The following is a 16,616-nucleotide window of genomic DNA, read 5'->3' as shown; positions in this document are numbered from 1 at the left end:
AGCATGAGCATGAATTTACATATCAAGAACGGCCGCGTGATCGACCCGGCCAACGGCATCGACGCCGTGCAGGACCTGTTCATCGCCGACGGCAAGATCGCCGCCGTGGGCAGCGCACCGGCAGGCTTCACGGCCGAGCGCACCGTTGATGCCGCCGGCCTGGTGGTCGCGCCCGGCCTGGTCGACCTGTCGGTGCGCTTGCGCGAGCCGGGCTACGAGTACAAGGCCACGCTCGAATCCGAGATGCAGGCGGCGATGCAGGGCGGCGTGACCACGCTGGTATGCCCGCCCGACACCGACCCGGTGCTGGACGAACCCGGCCTGGTCGAGATGCTCAAGCACCGCGCCCGCAAGCTGCGCCAGGCGCACGTGCATCCTCTCGGCGCGCTGACCGTCGGCCTGAAGGGCAAGGCGCTGACCGAGATGGCCGAGCTGACCGAGTCCGGCTGCATCGGCTTTGCCCAGGCCGAAGAACCGATCGAAGACACCAACGTGCTGCTGCGCGCCATGCAGTACGCAAAAACCTTCGGCTACACCATCTGGCTGCGTCCGCAGGACCCGTACGTCGGACGCGGCGGCGTCGCCCACAGCGGACCGCTGGCCTCGCGCATGGGCCTGGCCGGCGTGCCGGTGATGTCCGAGACCATCGCGCTGCACACCACCTTCGAGCTGATGCGCGCCTCGGGCGCGCGCGTGCACCTGTGCCGCATCTCGTCCGCGGCGGCGCTGGAGCTGATCCGCGCGGCCAAGAAGGAGGGCTTGCCGGTCACCTGCGACGTCGGCGTGCACCACCTGCACCTGATCGACGCCGACATCGGCTTCTTCGATTCGAACGCGCGTCTGAGCCCGCCGCTGCGCAGCCAGCGCGACCGCGAGGCGATCCGCGCCGCGGTCCTCGACGGCACCGTCGACGCGGTCTGCTCGGATCACACCCCGGTCGACGACGACGAGAAGCTGCTGCCCTTCGCCGAAGCTTCGCCGGGCGCCACCGGCCTGGAACTGCTGCTGGCGCTGATGCTGAAGTGGGCGCACGAGCAGGGCCCGCAAACCGGGGACGCCCTCGCGCGCGCGCTCGCGAAGATCACCTGCGAGCCGGCGCGCATGGCAGGGCTGGAGGCCGGTTCGCTGGCGGTGGGCGCCTGCGCCGACGTGGTGCTGTTCGACCCGGAGGTGCGCTGGAGCGTCAGTCCGGCCGCGCTGGCCAGCCAGGGCAAGCACACGCCCTTCCTCGGCTACGAACTGGCCGGGCAGGTGAAGGCGACCATCGTCGCCGGCCGGCTCGCCTTCGAGCGTTGACGCCGGCCCGGCGATCCAGCACCGAAGGACCGGCCCTGGACGTCCGCGTCGCCTGGCGCCTGGCGCGCCTGATCCTGCACCTGCTGCAGGGCCTGGCCACCTGCGCGCTGGTGTTCCCGTGGGCCGGCACCGCGCGGCGCGAGCGCCTGATCCAGCGCTGGTCGGCGCGTTTGCTCGGCATTTGCCGGGTGCACGTCGAGCGCGGCGGGGAGGCGCCCCTGCCGTATGGGCTGCTGGTGTCGAACCATGTCTCCTGGCTCGACATCTTCGTGCTCAATGCGGTCCACCCCTGCCGTTTCGTGGCCAAGGCCGAAATCCGCGCCTGGCCGGTGCTCGGCTGGCTGGTCGCCCAGGCCGGCACGGTGTTCATCGCGCGCGGCAACCGGCGCGACCTGCGCCACATCTTCCAGGGCATGGTGGATGCGCTGCGCCGGCATCAGCGCGTGGCCTTCTTCCCGGAAGGGACCACGGCCAGCCAGGGCCGGCTGCTGCCGTTCCACGCCAACCTGTTCGAGGCCGCGGTCGACGCGCGCGCGCCGGTGCAGCCGTACGCGCTGGCCTATCTCGATGCGCAAGGCGGCTGGCACCCGGCCGTGGACTACGTCGGCGACACCACGTTCGTCGACAGCATCTTCAACATCCTTGGCGGCGAACCGATGACCGCGCGCCTGCGCTGCCTGGCGCCGATCGCGTTCGAAGGCGCGCACCGGCGCGAGCTTGCGCGCGCGGCGCAGGAGGCGATCGAAGGCGCGCTCGGGGTGGTCCAGTCTCGGTAGCCGCGCTTACTTCTTGCCGCTATGAGCGCGGTACTCGGGGCAGTCGATCTGCAGCAGCGAGCGGTCGTCCAGGCATACCGCGCTGAGCTTGCCGCCCCAGACGCAGCCGCTGTCCAGGCCGATCAGGTTGGGCCGCAGCACCAGTCCCAGCGCCGACCAGTGACCGAACACCACCGTGACGTCCGCCGTGTGGCGCGCCAGCTCGAACCAGGGCTGCAGCTCGCTGCCTTCCGGCCCTTTGTCGCTTTCCTTGTGCAGGAAATCCATGCGCCCATCGGGCCAGCACAGGCGCATGCGGGTGAGGGCGTTGACGATGCAGCGGATGCGGTCCATCCCGCTCAAGGCCTCGTCCCAGCAGTCCGGCTGGTTGCCATACATGTTGGCGAGGAAGTCGATCCAGCCGTCGCCGCGCAGCACCGCCTCGACCTCGCCGGCCAGGCGCATGGTCTGCTCGGCGCTCCACTGGGGCGGCACGCCGGCGTGCACCAGCAGGTGGGCGTCGACGAACATCGCCAGCGGGCGCTGGCGCAGCCAGGCGATCAGCTCGTCGCGGTCGGGCGCGGCCAGGATCTCTTCCAGCGTGTCCGAGCGGCTCGCCTTCTGGGCGCCGACCGCCACCGCGATCAGGTGCAGGTCGTGGTTGCCGAGCAGGGCCTCGACCCGGCCGTGGCTGGCCTCGGCCAGCGCCTTCATGCGGCGCAGCGCGGTCAGGGATTCGGGGCCGCGGTTGATCAGGTCGCCGACGAACAGGATGCGCGCCTGTTCGCCATGTGCCTGCGCGTCTTCGGCAATGCGCGCCAGCAGCAGGCTCGCTTCATGGGCGCAACCCTGCAGGTCGCCAATCACATAAGTTCTCATTGTTGTATCGATGCCTTGATGGTTTTGTCAGGCCGATACTAAATGATTTGGCCGCTCTCCGTGCGGTGACGGTGGGTGTTGACGATTTCTAAATGTAAATGTCGTCGATGCGGATAAGGAACGGGCGCATAATTCCAGGCTTCGTCAATTAGGACAAGCAAGGCACGCATCAAAATTCCCGTATCGGGTGCAGGTGGCCGATCCGGTACAATGCGCGCTGAGTAGCGGCAAGCCATTCGCTCCGCGGCTGCTCGCCGTTTTTGCCTGGCGGTGTTCGGCCCGGCTACCGCACCTGAAGAATAATAAATGTTTTCATTCCTTCTGAGCTTTGTCGCATCGGCATTGTTGACCCTGCTGGTCATCAAGCATTCGAAATTGCATGGGCGCGCCCTCGACGCCAATTTCACCGGCGTTCAAAAGGTCCATTCGCATGCGGTGTCGCGTATCGGCGGTCTGCCGATCTTCCTGGCCGTGACGCTCAGCGCCTGCGTTTCGGTCTGGCGAGTGCCATCCCTCGGCAATGGCTTGCTGGCGCTGCTGGTGTGCGGATCGATCGCATTCGTCGGTGGCATCGTCGAGGATTACACCGGCCGGGTACGCCCATCGCGCCGCCTGATACTGACCATGGTGGCGGCATTTCTCGGTTATCTGATGCTCGACGCGAAAATCGGCCGCCTCGACATGCCATTCTTCAGCTGGCAGCTCGGTTCGCTGTGGATCGCCCTCCCGCTGACCGTGCTGGCAGTGGCGGGGATCGCCAATGCCGTCAACATCATCGACGGTTTCAATGGCCTGGCCAGCACGATCACGATTTTCATGCTGGTGTCGCTGGCCTATGTCGCATGGCAGGTGGGCGACATGTTCATCCTGGTGTCGGCCTTGACCGTCGCGGGCGCGACCACCGGTTTCCTGATATGGAATTACCCGGCCGGATTGATTTTCCTGGGCGATGGCGGCGCTTATTTCACCGGCTTCATGCTGGGCGAATTGGCGCTGTTGCTGGTGATGCGCAACCCCCAGGTATCGACCTGGTATGCCGCCACGCTGCTGATTTATCCGGCATTCGAAACCGTGTTTTCGGCCTATCGCCGGATGTTCGTGCGCGGCCATTCTCCAGCGGTACCGGACGGCATCCACCTGCACAGCCTGATATTCCGGCGTATCGTGACTTGGACCGTCGGGCGTAAAGAAGCGCGCGCGCTGATGAAAAGGAACGCCCGGACGGCGCCTTATCTCTGGCTGTTTTCGCTGACAGCGGTTATTCCCGCGACGATCTTCTGGAGCAATACCAACATATTGATTTTCTTCTGTTTGTTGTTCGTGATCAGCTACGTCTGGTTGTATGCGCGTATCGTTCGATTCAAGTCGCCTCGTTGGCTCATGTGGTCCAAAAAGACCTGATTGAATTCGCCAGATAGTGTATATTGCAATAATTGGTGAGAATTCAAAGGCACCTGTTTTAACTTTACTTACAAGGAACGATGATGGATCTGTCGAATATGTCGTTGGGGGATTTGCGTAACCTGCAGGAACAGCTGAAGCAGGAAACCAAAAAACGCGAGCAGCAGGAGCTGCAAAAAGCGCGCGAGCAGATCATTGCGATCGCTCAGAGCGTCGGCGTGCCCCTGGAAGATTTGATCAGTTCCGCTGCACGTGGTCCGAAATCGAAAAACAGCGGCGGCGGCATCGGCTCGGTGGCCGTGCGTTATCGCCATCCGGACGACGCTTCGCAACAATGGACCGGCCGCGGCCGCCAGCCGAAATGGGTCAAGGAATGGGTCGAGGGCGGTAAATCGATCGATCAGCTGCGCGTTTGAGCCTGAGTTTCTCAATTCGGTATTCGCGTAAAAATACGTAAATGCCGAGCGCCTTCGGGCTGTCGTACCAAATCGAAATGCCGGATCGCTTGTCCGGCATTTCATCAATATCCGCAATACCGTAAGTCCACGCAGTCCGCATTGCTGCCCGCCCGGCATCCTCGATTGTTCCCGTGATCGTTTCCGCGATTGCGCCTCGCACACTTGCACGAGGAACACCCCACTACGCCCCGCTTGCCGTTACAATATCTTATTTTTGTCAGCGCTATAACATAACGCGCTCGCCCATCAAGGTAAATCCATGGTCCAACTCTCGAAAACGATTTTCAAGGCATATGACATCCGCGGCGTCATCGGCAGCACCCTCGACGCCGGCATCGCGCGCAAGATCGGCCAGGCCTTCGGGGCCGCCGCACTGGCCAAGGGCGAGCGTACCGTCATCATCGGACGCGATGGCCGCTTGTCAGGCCCTGAATTGCTGGCCGCGCTGGCCGAAGGCCTGCAGGCCGCCGGCGTCGACGTGATCGATCTGGGCATGGTCGCGACCCCGATGGTGTATTTCGCCACCAACGTGCTGGGTGCGCGTTCGGGCATCATGGTCACCGGCAGCCACAACCCGCCGGACTACAACGGCTTCAAGATGGTGCTGGCCGGCGAAGCGATCTATGGCGACGCCATCACGGCGCTGTACCAGGCCATCGAACGCGACGACTTCAAGAGCGCCGACAAGCAGGGCGGCTACTCGACCCACGACATCAAGGCCCAGTACGTCGAGCGCATCGCCGGCGACGTCAAGATCGCCCGTCCGATCAAGATCGCGGTCGACTGCGGCAACGGCGTGGCCGGCATGGTCGCGGGCGACCTGTTCCGCGCGATGGGCTGCGAGGTCATCGAGATGTTCTGCGACGTCGACGGCCACTTCCCGAACCACCACCCGGACCCGGCCCACCCCGAGAACCTGCAGGACCTGATCGAGAAGCTGAAAACCTCGGACGCCGAGATCGGCCTGGCCTTCGACGGCGACGGCGACCGCCTCGGCGTGGTCACCAAGGATGGCCAGATCATCTTCCCGGACCGCCAGATGATGCTGTTCTCCGCCGACGTCCTGTCGCGCAACCCGGGCGCCGAGATCCTGTACGACGTCAAGTGCACGCGCCACCTCGGCCCGTGGATCGAACAGCACGGCGGCCGTCCGCTGATGTGGAAGACCGGCCACTCGCTGGTCAAGGCCAAGCTGAAGGAAACCGGCGCCCCGCTGGGCGGCGAGATGAGCGGCCACATCTTCTGGAAAGACCGCTGGTTCGGCTTCGACGACGGCCTGTACACCGGCGCGCGCCTGCTCGAGATACTGACCCGCGAAACCGATCCTTCGGCGCTGCTCAATGCGCTGCCGAAGGCCAGCAGCACGCCGGAACTGCACCTGCACCTGGAGGAAGGCGAGAACTTCGCGCTGATCGACAAGCTGCGCGCCGAAGCCCGGTTCCCCGGCTCGGACCGCGTGAACGACATCGACGGCCTGCGCGTCGAGTACCCGGACGGCTTCGGCCTGGCGCGCGGCTCGAACACCACGCCGGTGGTGGTGCTGCGTTTCGAGGGCGAGAACCCGGAAGCGCTGGACCGCATCCAGAAAGAGTTCGCGCGCGTGATCCTGGCTGCCAAACCGGACGCCAAGCTGCCGTTCTAAGTCCGCTCCAAGCAAGTGAGTCCGTTTTGAAGATCCTGTTGGTGCGGGTGTCGTCTCTCGGCGACGTCCTGCACAACCTGCCGATCGTGGCCGACATCCTGCGCCACGATCCCACCGCCCAGGTCGACTGGGTGGTCGAGGAAGGCTACGTCAGCCTGGTGCGCCTGAATCCCCGCGTGCGCAAGGTGATTCCGTTCGCGCTGCGGCGCTGGAAGAAGGGCCTCGGCGACGCCGCCGTGCGCGCCGAATTCCGCGCCTTCTTTCGCGAGCTGCGCGCCGAACAGTACGACTATGTGTTCGATACCCAGGGCCTGATCAAGACCGGCATCGTCATGGCCGCCGCGCGCGTGCGCAAGGGCGGCCTGAAGGTCGGGATGGCCAACGGCACCGAGGATTCCGGCTACGAAGGCGTCTCGCGCATCTTCCACACACGCAGCGTGCCGGTCGCGCTGCGCACGCACGCGGTCGCGCGCGGACGCCGGGTGGTGGCGTCGGTGCTCGGCTACGAGGTCGCGACGCCGCCCGACTTCGGCCTGGCGCCGCCCGACCCGGGCACCCGCCCGGCCTGGATGCCCCCAGGGGATTACGCGGTGTTCTTCCACGCGACCGCGGGCGCCACCAAGCGCTGGGACGCGCCCAACTGGATCCGCCTCGGACAAGGATTGGCGGCGCTGCCCGCGCCCTTGCCGATCCTGCTGCCGTGGGGCTCGCCGCGTGAAAGAACCGATGCCGAGCAGCTCGCCGCGGCGCTGCCGAATGCCATCGTGCTGCCGAAACTGTCGATGATGGACGCGGTCGAACTGGCGCGGCGCGCGCGTCTGGCGGTCGGCGTCGACACCGGCCTGACCCACATCGCCGCCGCGTTCGAGGCGCCGACGATCGAGATCTACGTCGATTCGCCGCGCTGGAAGACCGAAGGCAACTGGTCGCCGAAGATCGTCAACCTCGGCGATGGCGGCGCGCCGCCGCGCGTCGATGAGGTCCTGGCTGCCGCCAAGCGCCTGCTGGAGGGGTGACGATGCGCTTGTTTTATTCGCTGATGTGGTGGCTGGCGCTGCCGCTGGTGCTGGGCCGCCTGTGGTGGCGCGGACGGCTGGAGCCGGGTTATCGCCGGCACCTGGGCGAGCGCCTCGGCTCGTATTGCCGCCGCCTGGATGCGCGCCCGACCATCCAGGTGCACGCCGTCTCGGTCGGCGAAACGCGCGCCGCCGAGCCGCTGGTCGAAGCGCTGCTGCGCGCCTATCCGGACTGCCGCATCCTGCTGACCCACATGACGCCGACCGGGCGCGCCACCGGCAAGGCCCTGTTCGGCAAGCATGGGGACCGCGTCGTCCAATCCTATCTGCCCTACGACACCGGCTTCATGACCGGACGCTTCCTGCGCCATTTCGCGCCGCGCGTCTGCATCCTGATGGAGACCGAGGTCTGGCCGAACCTGATCCGTTCCTGCGCCGCGCGCGGGGTGCCGGTGGCGCTGGTGAACGCGCGCCTGTCCGAGCGCTCGCTGCGGCGTGGCCGCAAGTTCGGGTCGCTGATGACGGACGCCGTGCGCGCCATCGCGCTGGTGGCGGCGCAGACCGACGCCGACGCCGGGCGCATCGCTTCGCTCGGCGCGCCGCATGTGGCGGTCACCGGCAGCATCAAGTTCGACGTCGTGCCGCCGCAAGCCGCGCTCGACACCGGCGCCATGCTGCGCGCGCGCTTCGACGAGCGTCTGGTGCTGCTGTGCGCATCGACCCGCGAAGGCGAGGAAGCGCTGATCCTGGACGCCTGGCAAGCCCGCCAGCGCCAGCATGCGCCCGGCGCGCTGCTGCTGCTGGTGCCGCGTCATCCGCAGCGCTTCGACGAGGTGGCGCGCATGGTGGAAAGCCGCGGCCTGTCGCTGGCGCGCCGATCGAGCCTGCCGCAGCAGGTCGACGCCGACGTCCTGCTGGGCGATTCGATGGGCGAGATGTTCGCCTATTATGCCGCCTGCGACCTGGCTTTCATCGGCGGCAGCCTGCTGCCGCTGGGCGGCCAGAACCTGATCGAAGCCTGCGCGCTGGGCAAGCCGGTGCTGGTCGGCGAGCATACGTTCAACTTCCTGCAGGCGACCGACGAGGCGGTGGCAAGCGGCGCCGCGCTGCGCGTGGCGGACGCGCAGGCGCTGGTGCGCGAGAGCGCGTGCCTGCTCGCGGACGCGTCCGCGCGCGCGCACATGGGCGCGCAGGCGCTGGCCTTCGCAGGCCAGCATCGCGGGGCGACCGCGCGCACTGTTGAACTCTTGCGACGAGTTATCGTGTAACTTTTGTTACCATGGGCACTAGCTTAAAACGAAAGGGGATGCACATGTTGTGGTCCAATCGCACGCGAGCGGCCGGCAACGTGGATGGCGATGCGGCGCTCGCGGATGAAGATATCGCCGATCTCGGCGCCGACGCCATGCCGGCGGCGTTCATTCCGACCGTGCATCCTCCGGCGGCATCGCACAGCCTGCACTTCTGGGTGCGCTACTCGCTGGTCGAATACCTCGGCTTCATGTGGGAGCATGCCGGCTACCTGATCCACCGCCGCCGCGTCCGTTTCCCGGCCGGCCTCTACCTGCGCATCAAGAGCACGCTGTCGGCGGCCCTGCATTTCGTCCTGCTGGGGCGCGGCAAGCGCACCTACGAGTTCCAGATCGACCAGCACGGTATCGTGCGCACCAGCGACACCGGCGTCTCACTGATCGAATGGGAAGACGTGGTCCGCATCCGCACCTACACCAAAGGCTTCATGCTGGTGCTCAAGCGCGGCACGCTGCCGATCCCGTTCCGCTGCCTGAGCGCCGACGAGATCGACGCCATGCGCGGCATCGCCGGCGCGCGCGCCGAGGGCGAGCTGCAGTTCCGCGGCCAGTGATAGGGCAGTTGCCTGGCACTGGTTCGTCGGGCATTTAGCCCGACTCACTCGGGAAACAGCACCGGCATCTCCACCGAGCGCTTCTTGAGCGCGGCCTTGGCGCCGTCGTAATCGGGAAACGTCTCGCCGACCACGGCCCAGAAGCGCGGACTGTGGTTCATCTCGCGCAGGTGCGCCAGTTCGTGCACCACCACGTAATCGAGCAGGGCGAGCGGGTAGTGCACCAGCTTCCAGTTCAGGCGGATGTTGCCGGCCGCCGTGCACGAACCCCAGCGCGTGCCGGCCGACGAAATCGCGAACGCGTTGTAGCTCACGCCCACGCGCGGCGCATACAGGTCGAGCCGTTCGCGGAACAGGCGGCGCGCCTCGTCCTGGAACCACAGCTTGACGCGCTCGCGGATCTGCCACTCGGACAGGCCGGCCGGCACGCCCAGACGCAGCTCGCGCGTTTCAGGATCGTAGACGCAGTGGCTGCGCGCAACATCCTGCAGGCGCAGCGTGACGTCGCCGCCGAGGTAGGGCAGTCTGGCGCCGTCGACCCAGTCGACCGTCGGACGCGCGGCGCGCATCACCTGGCGCTCGCTGCGTTCGAACAGCTTGGTCAGGATCCAGCGCCCTTTGGCGCGGATCGCGTTGTCGATGTCGGATTGGGGCGCGCTGCGCGGCGAGGTCACGTGCAGGCCGTCGTCGTTGATCATGAAGCCGTGCGAGCGGCGCGCCGAGCGGCGCAGCAGGTAATGCACGGTGTGCGATCCGAGCTGGATCTGCTTGAGCGGGCCGTCGTTGGGACCGCGCGGCGGCACCGGCAGGGTGCGGGTCGGCACCGGCGGCGCCTTGAACAGCGGCGGCGGGCCGGGGCGCGGCAACCGCGTGGCGGGCGGGACGGGCAGAACGGGGGCTGCGGCGGGTGTTGCAGATGCCGCCGGCGCTGCCGGCGAGGCATTCGAGGGGGCCGCCTGGCGCGCCTCGAAAGCGTCGGGTGCGAACAGCTCGCGCTGCGTCGCGTCGGTCTTGGGGGAAGTCATGGTGGGCTGCGGAGACGGTGCTTTGAATGGTGCTTGTGCCTGCGCGCCCAGTTCGTTCAGGTACCTGAATAGGCGTGGGGCGAAATGACGCGCATTTCCGATTCTATCCAATTTTCGACCTCTTGCATCAGACTGTCAGCGGTGTGGTTTTCTGGCGAAATCGGCTTGCCGATCGAGACGGTGATCAGGCCAGGGCGCTTGATGAACGAATTCTTCGGCCAGCACTCACCTGAATTATGCGCGATCGGCACGACCGTGGCACCTGTCGCGATTGCCAGGCGCGTGCCGCCGCTCTTGTACTGTCCCTTCTGGCCAACAGGGATGCGCGTCCCTTCCGGGAACATGATGATCGACTGGCCGTCCGCCAGGCGCGCCTTGCCGATCTTGACCACGTGGGCAAAGGCGCGCTTGCCCTTGCTGCGGTCGATCGGGATCATGCGCAGCAGCGCCATGCCCCAGCCGAAGAAGGGGATATACAGGATCTCCTTCTTGAAGACGTAGACCAGCGGCCGCTTCATGTTCGGCAGCATGAAGATGGTCTCCCACGCCGACTGGTGCTTGGACAGCAGCACCGCGGGCTGGGCGGGCAGGTTCTCGTAGCCCTTGACCTGGTAGCGGATCCCGCAGATCACGCGCGCGGCCCAGATCACGAAGACGTTCCAGCGCGAGGTGATCCAGAAGCGCGTGTTGTAGGGGAAGGGGGCGGCCAGGAAGCAGACACAGGCCCAGACGACGGTGGCAAGCACCATGACGAGGGTAAACAGCAGCGAGCGCAAGAACAGGATGGGGCGCAAAGAACGGTCTCCGGGCTAGGTCAGACGGCGGGCAGGGGTAGGACGGGCGGGGCGGCGTGGGTCTTGAGGAAGGCGGTCACCATGCCGGCAAGGTCGGGGAAGACCTGGGTGCCGGGCGGCAGGCCGCCGGTCGCATGGGTCTTCTCGCCCTTGCCGGTCAGGACCAGGTAGGGCACGCAGCCGCTGATGAAGCCGGCCTGCAGGTCGCGCAGCGAATCGCCGACCGTCGGCACGCCCTTCAGGCTGAGCTTGAAGCGCTTGCTGATCTCCTCGAACATCCCGGGCTTGGGCTTGCGGCAGTCGCAGTTGTCGGCGGCCGCATGCGGGCAGAAGAAGATGGCGTCGATGTCGGCGCCGACCTGCTGCGCCGCATTGTGCATCTTCTGGTGGATCGCGTTGAGCGTCGAGATGTCGAACAGCTCGCGCGCGATGCCCGACTGGTTCGACGCGATCACCACGCGGTAACCGGCCTGGTTCAGGCGCGCGATCGCCTCGAGCGAACCCGGGATCGGGATCCACTCGGCGGGCGACTTGATGAACTCGGGGGAGTCATGGTTGATGACGCCGTCCCGGTCGAGGATGATCAGCTTCATGACGATCTCTTATGCCGCCAGTTTCGAGATGTCGGCCACGCGGTTCATCATGCGGTGCAGGATCGCCAGCAGGGCCAGGCGGTTGTTGCGCAAGGCGACGTCCTCGGCCATCACCATCACGTCGTTGAAGAAGGCGTCGACGTCGTCGCGCAGCTGGGCCAGGGTCCTGAGCGTGCCGGCGAAATCGCCGCGCGCGAAGGCCGCGTCCACGTCCGGCTGCACGCGCTGCACGCTGGCGTACAGATTCTTCTCGGCCTGGTCCTGCAGCAGGGCCGGGTCGACGTTGCCGGCCTGGGCCAGCGCTTCCTCGTTTTTCTTGAGGATGTTGGTGATGCGCTTGTTGGCCGCGGCCAGCGAGGCCGATTCCGGCAGCGCGGCGAAGGCTTGCACGGCTTCCAGGCGCTGCACCACGTCGTCCACGCGGTCGGGGTTCTGGGCCAGCACGGCTTCCACTTCGTTGGGCGAGAAGCCGCGCTCGCGCAGCATGCCGCGCAGGCGGTCCAGCATGAAGGCGGTCACCTCCGCGCGCGGGTCCTTGAAGTTCGGGACGGTCTCGAACACGGCGGCGGCGTCCGCCAGCAGCTCGGAGATCGACAGCGGCAGGCGCTTTTCGACCAGCATGCGCATCACGCCCAGCGCGTGGCGGCGCAGCGCGAACGGGTCCTTCTCGCCGGTCGGCTGCAGGCCGATCGACCAGATGCCGACCAGGGTCTCGAGCTTGTCGGCCAGCGCGACCACCAGGCCGGTGTTGGTCGAGGGCAGGGCGTCGCCCGAGAAGCGCGGCTGGTAGTGTTCGGAAGCGGCCAGCGCGACTTCCTCGTTCTCGCCGTCGTTGCGGGCGTAGTAGGTGCCCATGATGCCTTGCAGTTCAGGGAACTCGCCGACCATGTCGGTCAGGAGGTCGGTCTTGGCCAGCTGGGCGCCGCGTTCGGCCAGCAGCACGTCGTAGCCGAGGCGCTTGGCGATCGAACCGGCCAGGCGCGTCACGCGCGCGGTGCGCTCGAGCTGGGTGCCCAGCTTGTTGTGGTAGACCACGTTGGCCAGCAGCGGCAGGCGCGACTCCAGCGTCTTCTTCTTGTCCTGCTCGAAGAAGAACTTGGCGTCGGACAGGCGCGGGCGCACCACGCGCTCGTTACCGCCGATGATGGCGCTCGGGTCGTCGGTCTGCAGGTTGGACACGATCAGGAAGCGCGAGCGCAGCTTGCCATCGGCATCGGTCAGCGCGAAGTACTTCTGGTTGGTCTGCATGGTCAGGATCAGGCATTCCTGCGGCACCGACAGGAACACGTCCTCGAAGCGGCACTCGTACACCACCGGCCATTCGACCAGCGCAGCCACCTCGTCCAGCAGCGATTCCGGCATCAGCACCTGGTCGGCGCCGGCCTTGGCCAGCAGCTGGGTGCGGATGAATTCCTTGCGCTCTTCTCCCGTCGCGACGACCTTGCCCTGTTCCTTCAGCACGGTGTCGTACTGGTCGGCGTGTGCGATGTCGAAGGGCTGGCCGTTCGACAGGAAGCGGTGGCCGATCGTGGTGCGGCCGGCTTGCAGGCCGAGCAGCGACAGCGGCACGACCGTATCGCCGTGCAGCGCCAGCAGGGTGTGTACCGGGCGCACGAACTGCACGGTGTCGCCGTCCGGGCGCTGGTAGCTCATCACCTTCGGGATCGGCAGCTTGGCGACGGCCTCTTCCAGTACAGGCTGCAGGCCGGCGGCGAGCTGGCTGCCGGGCGCCGAGTAGGTGTAGAAGAAGGATTCGGCCTTGCCGTCCTGGGCGCGTTCGAGGTCGGCGACCTGCAGGTCGGGGAAGCCGAGCGCGGCCAGCTTCTTGGCCAGCGGGGCGGTCGGATTGCCGTCCTTGTCCAGGGCGACGGTCACCGGCAGCACTTTCTCGCGGATGGTTTTATCCGGCGAGGTGGCGCGCACCTTGGTGATCGAGACGGCCAGGCGGCGCGGGCTGGCGTAGGGCGTGACGACGCTGTCGGCTTCGAGGAAATCGCGCGCCTTCAGGCCGTTGGCGATGCCGGCGGCGAACGCGGCGCCCAGTTTGACGAGGGCCTTCGGGGGCAGTTCTTCGGTCTGCAGTTCGACGAGCAGAGTGTCAAGTGAGGTCTGGTTCATGTTCGTTCTATTCTTTTACCTGGTCTCAGGCGGCTTGCTGGTCGGCGGACGTTTTGGGCAGCATCGGGAAGCCGAGCTTCTCGCGCGAATCGTAATAGGCCTGGGCGACCAGGCGCGACAGCGTGCGCACGCGGCCGATGTAGGCGGCGCGCTCGGTGACCGAGATCGCGCCGCGCGCGTCCAGCAGGTTGAAGCTGTGCGAGGCCTTCATGATCTGCTCGTAGGCCGGCAGGGTCAGCGCCAGCTCGATCAGGCGCTTGGCTTCGGACTCGTGGTTATTGAAAGCCTGGAACAGCAGTTCGGTGTTCGAGTGCTCGAAGTTGTAGGTCGACTGTTCGACTTCGTTCTGGTGGAACACGTCGCCGTAGCTCAGCGACTTCTTCACCCCGTTTTCTTCCCACTCGGTCCACACCAGGTCGTAGACGTTCTCGACGCCCTGCAGGTACATCGCCAAGCGCTCGATGCCGTAGGTGATCTCGCCCAGCACCGGCTTGCAATCGAGGCCGCCGACCTGCTGGAAGTAGGTGAACTGGGTAACTTCCATGCCGTTCAGCCAGACTTCCCAACCGAGGCCCCAGGCGCCCAGGGTCGGGCTTTCCCAGTCGTCTTCGACGAAGCGCACGTCGTTCTTTTTCAGGTCCAGGCCCAGCGCTTCCAGCGAACCGAGGTAGAGGTCGAGGATGTTTTCCGGCGCCGGCTTGAGCACGACCTGGTACTGGTAATAGTGCTGCAGGCGGTTCGGGTTCTCGCCGTAGCGGCCGTCTTTCGGGCGGCGCGAAGGCTGCACGTAGGCGGCGCGCCAGGGCTCCGGGCCGATCGCGCGCAGGAAGGTGCCGGTGTGGAAGGTGCCCGCGCCGACTTCCATGTCGTACGGCTGGAGCAGGGCGCAACCCTGCTTGTCCCAGTAGGTTTGCAGGGTCAGGATGATTTGTTGGAATGTGAGCATCTTATCGGCTGAGACTTATCGGCTTGGAGCTGTCGGCGTCGCGCGCACGTGGGCGCGAACGCGGCGGGTTTGCTAAAACACCAATTTTAGCGGGTTTTGCCGGCCGACTCTAAACGAATCGCCGATCCGCCGGCGTACTGGCATCTTTTCTTTGGCAGACTTTACTAATTAATACGGCGAAATAGAAGACCTCGGGCCGACTTATTTGCGTACTTCAATCGCTGGCCTGCGCCTTTGCCGTGCGCCGGCCGCGTCCCAGCAGCCAGGCCCCGGCCAGCAGCAGCGCGCCGATCGCCAGGAACAGCAGGTTGCCGAAGCGGATGTAAGGCGTGCTGCCGGCCATTCCCTGCACGCGCGCCGCCAGCGTGCCCTGGCTGTAGAACGGAATCGTCGCCTGCACCTCGCCGCGTCCGTCGATGATGGCGGTGGCGCCGTTGTTGGTCGCGCGCAGCATCGGGCGGCCGGTCTCGAGCGTGCGCATGCGCGAGATCTGCAGGTGCTGCGGGATCGCCACCGATTCGCCGTACCAGGCCAGGTTCGACACGTTCAGCAGCACCGTGGCCGGACGCGCTTCCTCGCGCAGGTTGTGCGCGATCTCTTCGCCGAACACGTCTTCGTAGCAGATATTCGGCAGCACCATCTGGTCCTTGACCGGGAACGGCGCCTGCACCGCCGCGCCGCGCGTGAAGTCGCCGAGCGGGATGTTCATCAGGTTGGTGAACCAGCGGAATCCCGTCGGGATGAATTCGCCGAACGGCACCAGGTGGTGCTTGTCGTAGCGGTAGGACTGGCCCTGCGGGCCGATGCCCATCACGCTGTTGGCATAGTCGGCGGCGTCGCTGGCCAGCGGGATGCCGAACAAGTAAAAGCTGCCGGTGCGCGCCGAATAATCGCGAAACAGCTGCAGGTACCCGGGCGGCAGCTGGTGCGGGAACACCGGGATCGCGGTCTCCGGGCCGGCGATCAGGTCGGCCGGCGCCGCGGTCAGCATGTCGCGGTAGCGCACCAGGATGTCGCCCAGGTGGGCGGCGCTGAATTTCTCGTCCTGCGGAATGTCGCCCTGCAGCAGCCGCACCGTGATCGGCTGGCCGGCCGGGTGGGTCCAGACGATCTGTTTCAGGCCCCAGCCGGCGGCGAGGATCGCGGCGAACAGGCCGATCGCCGGCAGCTTGCGGCGCTGGGTCAGCATCGTCAGGCAGCCGGCGCACACCGCCACCAGCACGCCGATGCCGTACACGCCGACGATCGGCGCGAAGCCGCTCAGGGGCGCGGTGTCGTGCGCATACCCCGACGATGCCCAGGGAAAGCCGGTGAAGACCCAGCCGCGCATCCATTCCGAAACGCCCCACAGCGTCGGCAGCACCATCAGCAGGAAGGCCGGCACTGGCAGCGACCAGCGCTTTCTCAGCCAGGTCGAGAGGCCGGCGGCCAAGGCCGCGAACAGGCCCATGTACAGGCCGAGCAGCGCGATCGCCAGCGCTGACAGGACCGCGGGCAGGCCGCCATATCTCGTCAGCGCGATGGTCAGCCAGTGCATGCCGCCCATCGACCAGCCGAAGCCGAACGCCCAGCCCAGCAGGGTGGCGCGCTTGACCGAACTGCCCATGCCCACCTGGTAGAAGAAATAGCCGAGCAGGACGAACTGCAGCGGCCACCAGCCGACGGGTTCGAACGACAGCAGGCTGAGGGCGCCGGCGACGGCGGCGCCAAGCAGACCGACGGCGCTCGGGCGCGTGCCGCGCAGGGCGGGGTCGGGGGCGGTGGTGGGGCGGGTGCGGCGGCGCAGGATCAAGCGGGGGTCCGATCTCTATTCGTCGTCCCCGCCTGCG

The 16,616-nt window shown here is 66.5% G+C and carries 15 protein-coding genes; 8 read left to right on the top strand and 7 right to left on the bottom strand.

The features are described 5' to 3' along the window. The first annotated feature begins 9 nt into the window (after nt 1-9). Both FA90_RS15260 and FA90_RS15255 read left to right on the top strand, forming a co-directional pair. A complete protein-coding gene (locus tag FA90_RS15260; RefSeq protein WP_036175894.1) occupies nt 10-1,296 on the top strand; it encodes a dihydroorotase in 1,287 nt (428 codons plus the stop codon). After that, the gene (locus FA90_RS15255) at nt 1,293-2,072 is read left to right on the top strand and encodes a lysophospholipid acyltransferase family protein (protein WP_373994612.1); all 780 of its coding nucleotides are present in this window, start codon (nt 1,293-1,295) and stop codon (nt 2,070-2,072) included. The genes FA90_RS15260 and FA90_RS15255 overlap by 4 nt, the downstream gene beginning before the upstream one ends. 6 nt (nt 2,073-2,078) lie before the next feature. On the opposite strand, the gene FA90_RS15250 is transcribed toward FA90_RS15255, so the two are convergent. Beyond that, nucleotides 2,079-2,930 carry a symmetrical bis(5'-nucleosyl)-tetraphosphatase gene (locus tag FA90_RS15250; protein WP_036170069.1) on the bottom strand — a complete coding sequence of 284 codons (852 nt, stop codon included), beginning with the start codon at nt 2,928-2,930 and terminating at the stop codon, nt 2,079-2,081. 306 nt (nt 2,931-3,236) lie between these two features. On the opposite strand from FA90_RS15250, the gene FA90_RS15245 reads away from it, so the two are divergent. From FA90_RS15245 to FA90_RS15220, 6 genes are all read left to right on the top strand, one after another. After that, a complete protein-coding gene (locus FA90_RS15245) occupies nt 3,237-4,331 on the top strand; it encodes a glycosyltransferase (protein WP_036170067.1) in 1,095 nt (364 codons plus the stop codon). Between the two features lie 83 nt (nt 4,332-4,414). Further along, nucleotides 4,415-4,747, top strand: a complete 333-nt coding sequence (locus FA90_RS15240) for an H-NS family nucleoid-associated regulatory protein (RefSeq protein ID WP_036175889.1) — start codon at nt 4,415-4,417, stop codon at nt 4,745-4,747. Nucleotides 4,748-5,048: 301 nt separating this feature from the next. Then, the gene (locus FA90_RS15235) at nt 5,049-6,431 is read left to right on the top strand and encodes a phosphomannomutase/phosphoglucomutase (RefSeq protein ID WP_036170064.1); all 1,383 of its coding nucleotides are present in this window, start codon (nt 5,049-5,051) and stop codon (nt 6,429-6,431) included. Nucleotides 6,432-6,457: 26 nt separating this feature from the next. Beyond that, a complete protein-coding gene (gene waaC, locus FA90_RS15230; protein WP_036170061.1) occupies nt 6,458-7,447 on the top strand; it encodes a lipopolysaccharide heptosyltransferase I in 990 nt (329 codons plus the stop codon). A 2-nt stretch (nt 7,448-7,449) separates the two neighbouring features. After that, nucleotides 7,450-8,715 (top strand): lipid IV(A) 3-deoxy-D-manno-octulosonic acid transferase, encoded by a 1,266-nt coding sequence (gene waaA, locus FA90_RS15225; RefSeq protein WP_036170058.1) that lies wholly within the window; start codon nt 7,450-7,452, stop codon nt 8,713-8,715. 44 nt (nt 8,716-8,759) lie between these two features. Next, on the top strand, nt 8,760-9,311 hold the full coding sequence (locus tag FA90_RS15220) for a YcxB family protein (protein WP_239700760.1): 552 nt from the start codon (nt 8,760-8,762) through the stop codon (nt 9,309-9,311). A gap of 44 nt (nt 9,312-9,355) precedes the next feature. Here FA90_RS15220 and FA90_RS15215 read toward each other — a convergent pair whose 3' ends face one another. From FA90_RS15215 to lnt, 6 genes are all read right to left on the bottom strand, one after another. After that, entirely contained in the window at nt 9,356-10,336 is a 981-nt protein-coding gene (locus tag FA90_RS15215; RefSeq protein WP_036170056.1) for a M48 family metallopeptidase, read from the bottom strand. 56 nt (nt 10,337-10,392) lie between these two features. Continuing rightward, entirely contained in the window at nt 10,393-11,085 is a 693-nt protein-coding gene (locus FA90_RS15210; protein ID WP_051972195.1) for a 1-acyl-sn-glycerol-3-phosphate acyltransferase, read from the bottom strand. A gap of 65 nt (nt 11,086-11,150) precedes the next feature. After that, nucleotides 11,151-11,723, bottom strand: coding sequence for a D-glycero-beta-D-manno-heptose 1,7-bisphosphate 7-phosphatase (gene gmhB / locus FA90_RS15205; protein ID WP_036170052.1), 573 nt, complete (start codon nt 11,721-11,723; stop codon nt 11,151-11,153). Nucleotides 11,724-11,732: 9 nt separating this feature from the next. Then, a complete protein-coding gene (gene glyS, locus FA90_RS15200) occupies nt 11,733-13,841 on the bottom strand; it encodes a glycine--tRNA ligase subunit beta (RefSeq protein WP_036170050.1) in 2,109 nt (702 codons plus the stop codon). A gap of 25 nt (nt 13,842-13,866) precedes the next feature. Continuing rightward, nucleotides 13,867-14,787, bottom strand: a complete 921-nt coding sequence (glyQ, locus tag FA90_RS15195; protein WP_036170048.1) for a glycine--tRNA ligase subunit alpha — start codon at nt 14,785-14,787, stop codon at nt 13,867-13,869. A gap of 214 nt (nt 14,788-15,001) precedes the next feature. Next, entirely contained in the window at nt 15,002-16,579 is a 1,578-nt protein-coding gene (lnt, locus tag FA90_RS15190; protein ID WP_307171625.1) for an apolipoprotein N-acyltransferase, read from the bottom strand. Nucleotides 16,580-16,616 lie beyond the last annotated feature (37 nt).

The sequence above is a fragment of the Massilia sp. 9096 genome (assembly GCF_000745265.1).
Classification (GTDB): Bacteria; Pseudomonadota; Gammaproteobacteria; order Burkholderiales; family Burkholderiaceae_D; genus Telluria.
The sequence above is the reverse complement of the archived record's forward strand: the minus strand, read 5'-3'. Positions and strand labels throughout refer to the sequence as shown.

Bases quoted from the DNA above. Each gene is read 5' to 3' on its own strand.
- FA90_RS15245 (WP_036170067.1), top strand. From the start codon at position 3,237: ATGTTTTCATTCCTTCTGAGCTTTGTCGCATCGGCATTGTTGACCCTG.
- glyQ (WP_036170048.1), bottom strand. From the start codon at position 14,787: ATGCTCACATTCCAACAAATCATCCTGACCCTGCAAACCTACTGGGAC.
- FA90_RS15210 (WP_051972195.1), bottom strand. From the start codon at position 11,085: ATGGTGCTTGCCACCGTCGTCTGGGCCTGTGTCTGCTTCCTGGCCGCC.
- FA90_RS15260 (WP_036175894.1), top strand. From the start codon at position 10: ATGAATTTACATATCAAGAACGGCCGCGTGATCGACCCGGCCAACGGC.
- FA90_RS15220 (WP_239700760.1), top strand. From the start codon at position 8,760: ATGTTGTGGTCCAATCGCACGCGAGCGGCCGGCAACGTGGATGGCGAT.
- gmhB (WP_036170052.1), bottom strand. From the start codon at position 11,723: ATGAAGCTGATCATCCTCGACCGGGACGGCGTCATCAACCATGACTCC.
- waaA (WP_036170058.1), top strand. From the start codon at position 7,450: ATGCGCTTGTTTTATTCGCTGATGTGGTGGCTGGCGCTGCCGCTGGTG.
- FA90_RS15215 (WP_036170056.1), bottom strand. From the start codon at position 10,336: ATGACTTCCCCCAAGACCGACGCGACGCAGCGCGAGCTGTTCGCACCC.
- FA90_RS15240 (WP_036175889.1), top strand. From the start codon at position 4,415: ATGGATCTGTCGAATATGTCGTTGGGGGATTTGCGTAACCTGCAGGAA.
- FA90_RS15250 (WP_036170069.1), bottom strand. From the start codon at position 2,930: ATGAGAACTTATGTGATTGGCGACCTGCAGGGTTGCGCCCATGAAGCG.
- glyS (WP_036170050.1), bottom strand. From the start codon at position 13,841: ATGAACCAGACCTCACTTGACACTCTGCTCGTCGAACTGCAGACCGAA.
- FA90_RS15235 (WP_036170064.1), top strand. From the start codon at position 5,049: ATGGTCCAACTCTCGAAAACGATTTTCAAGGCATATGACATCCGCGGC.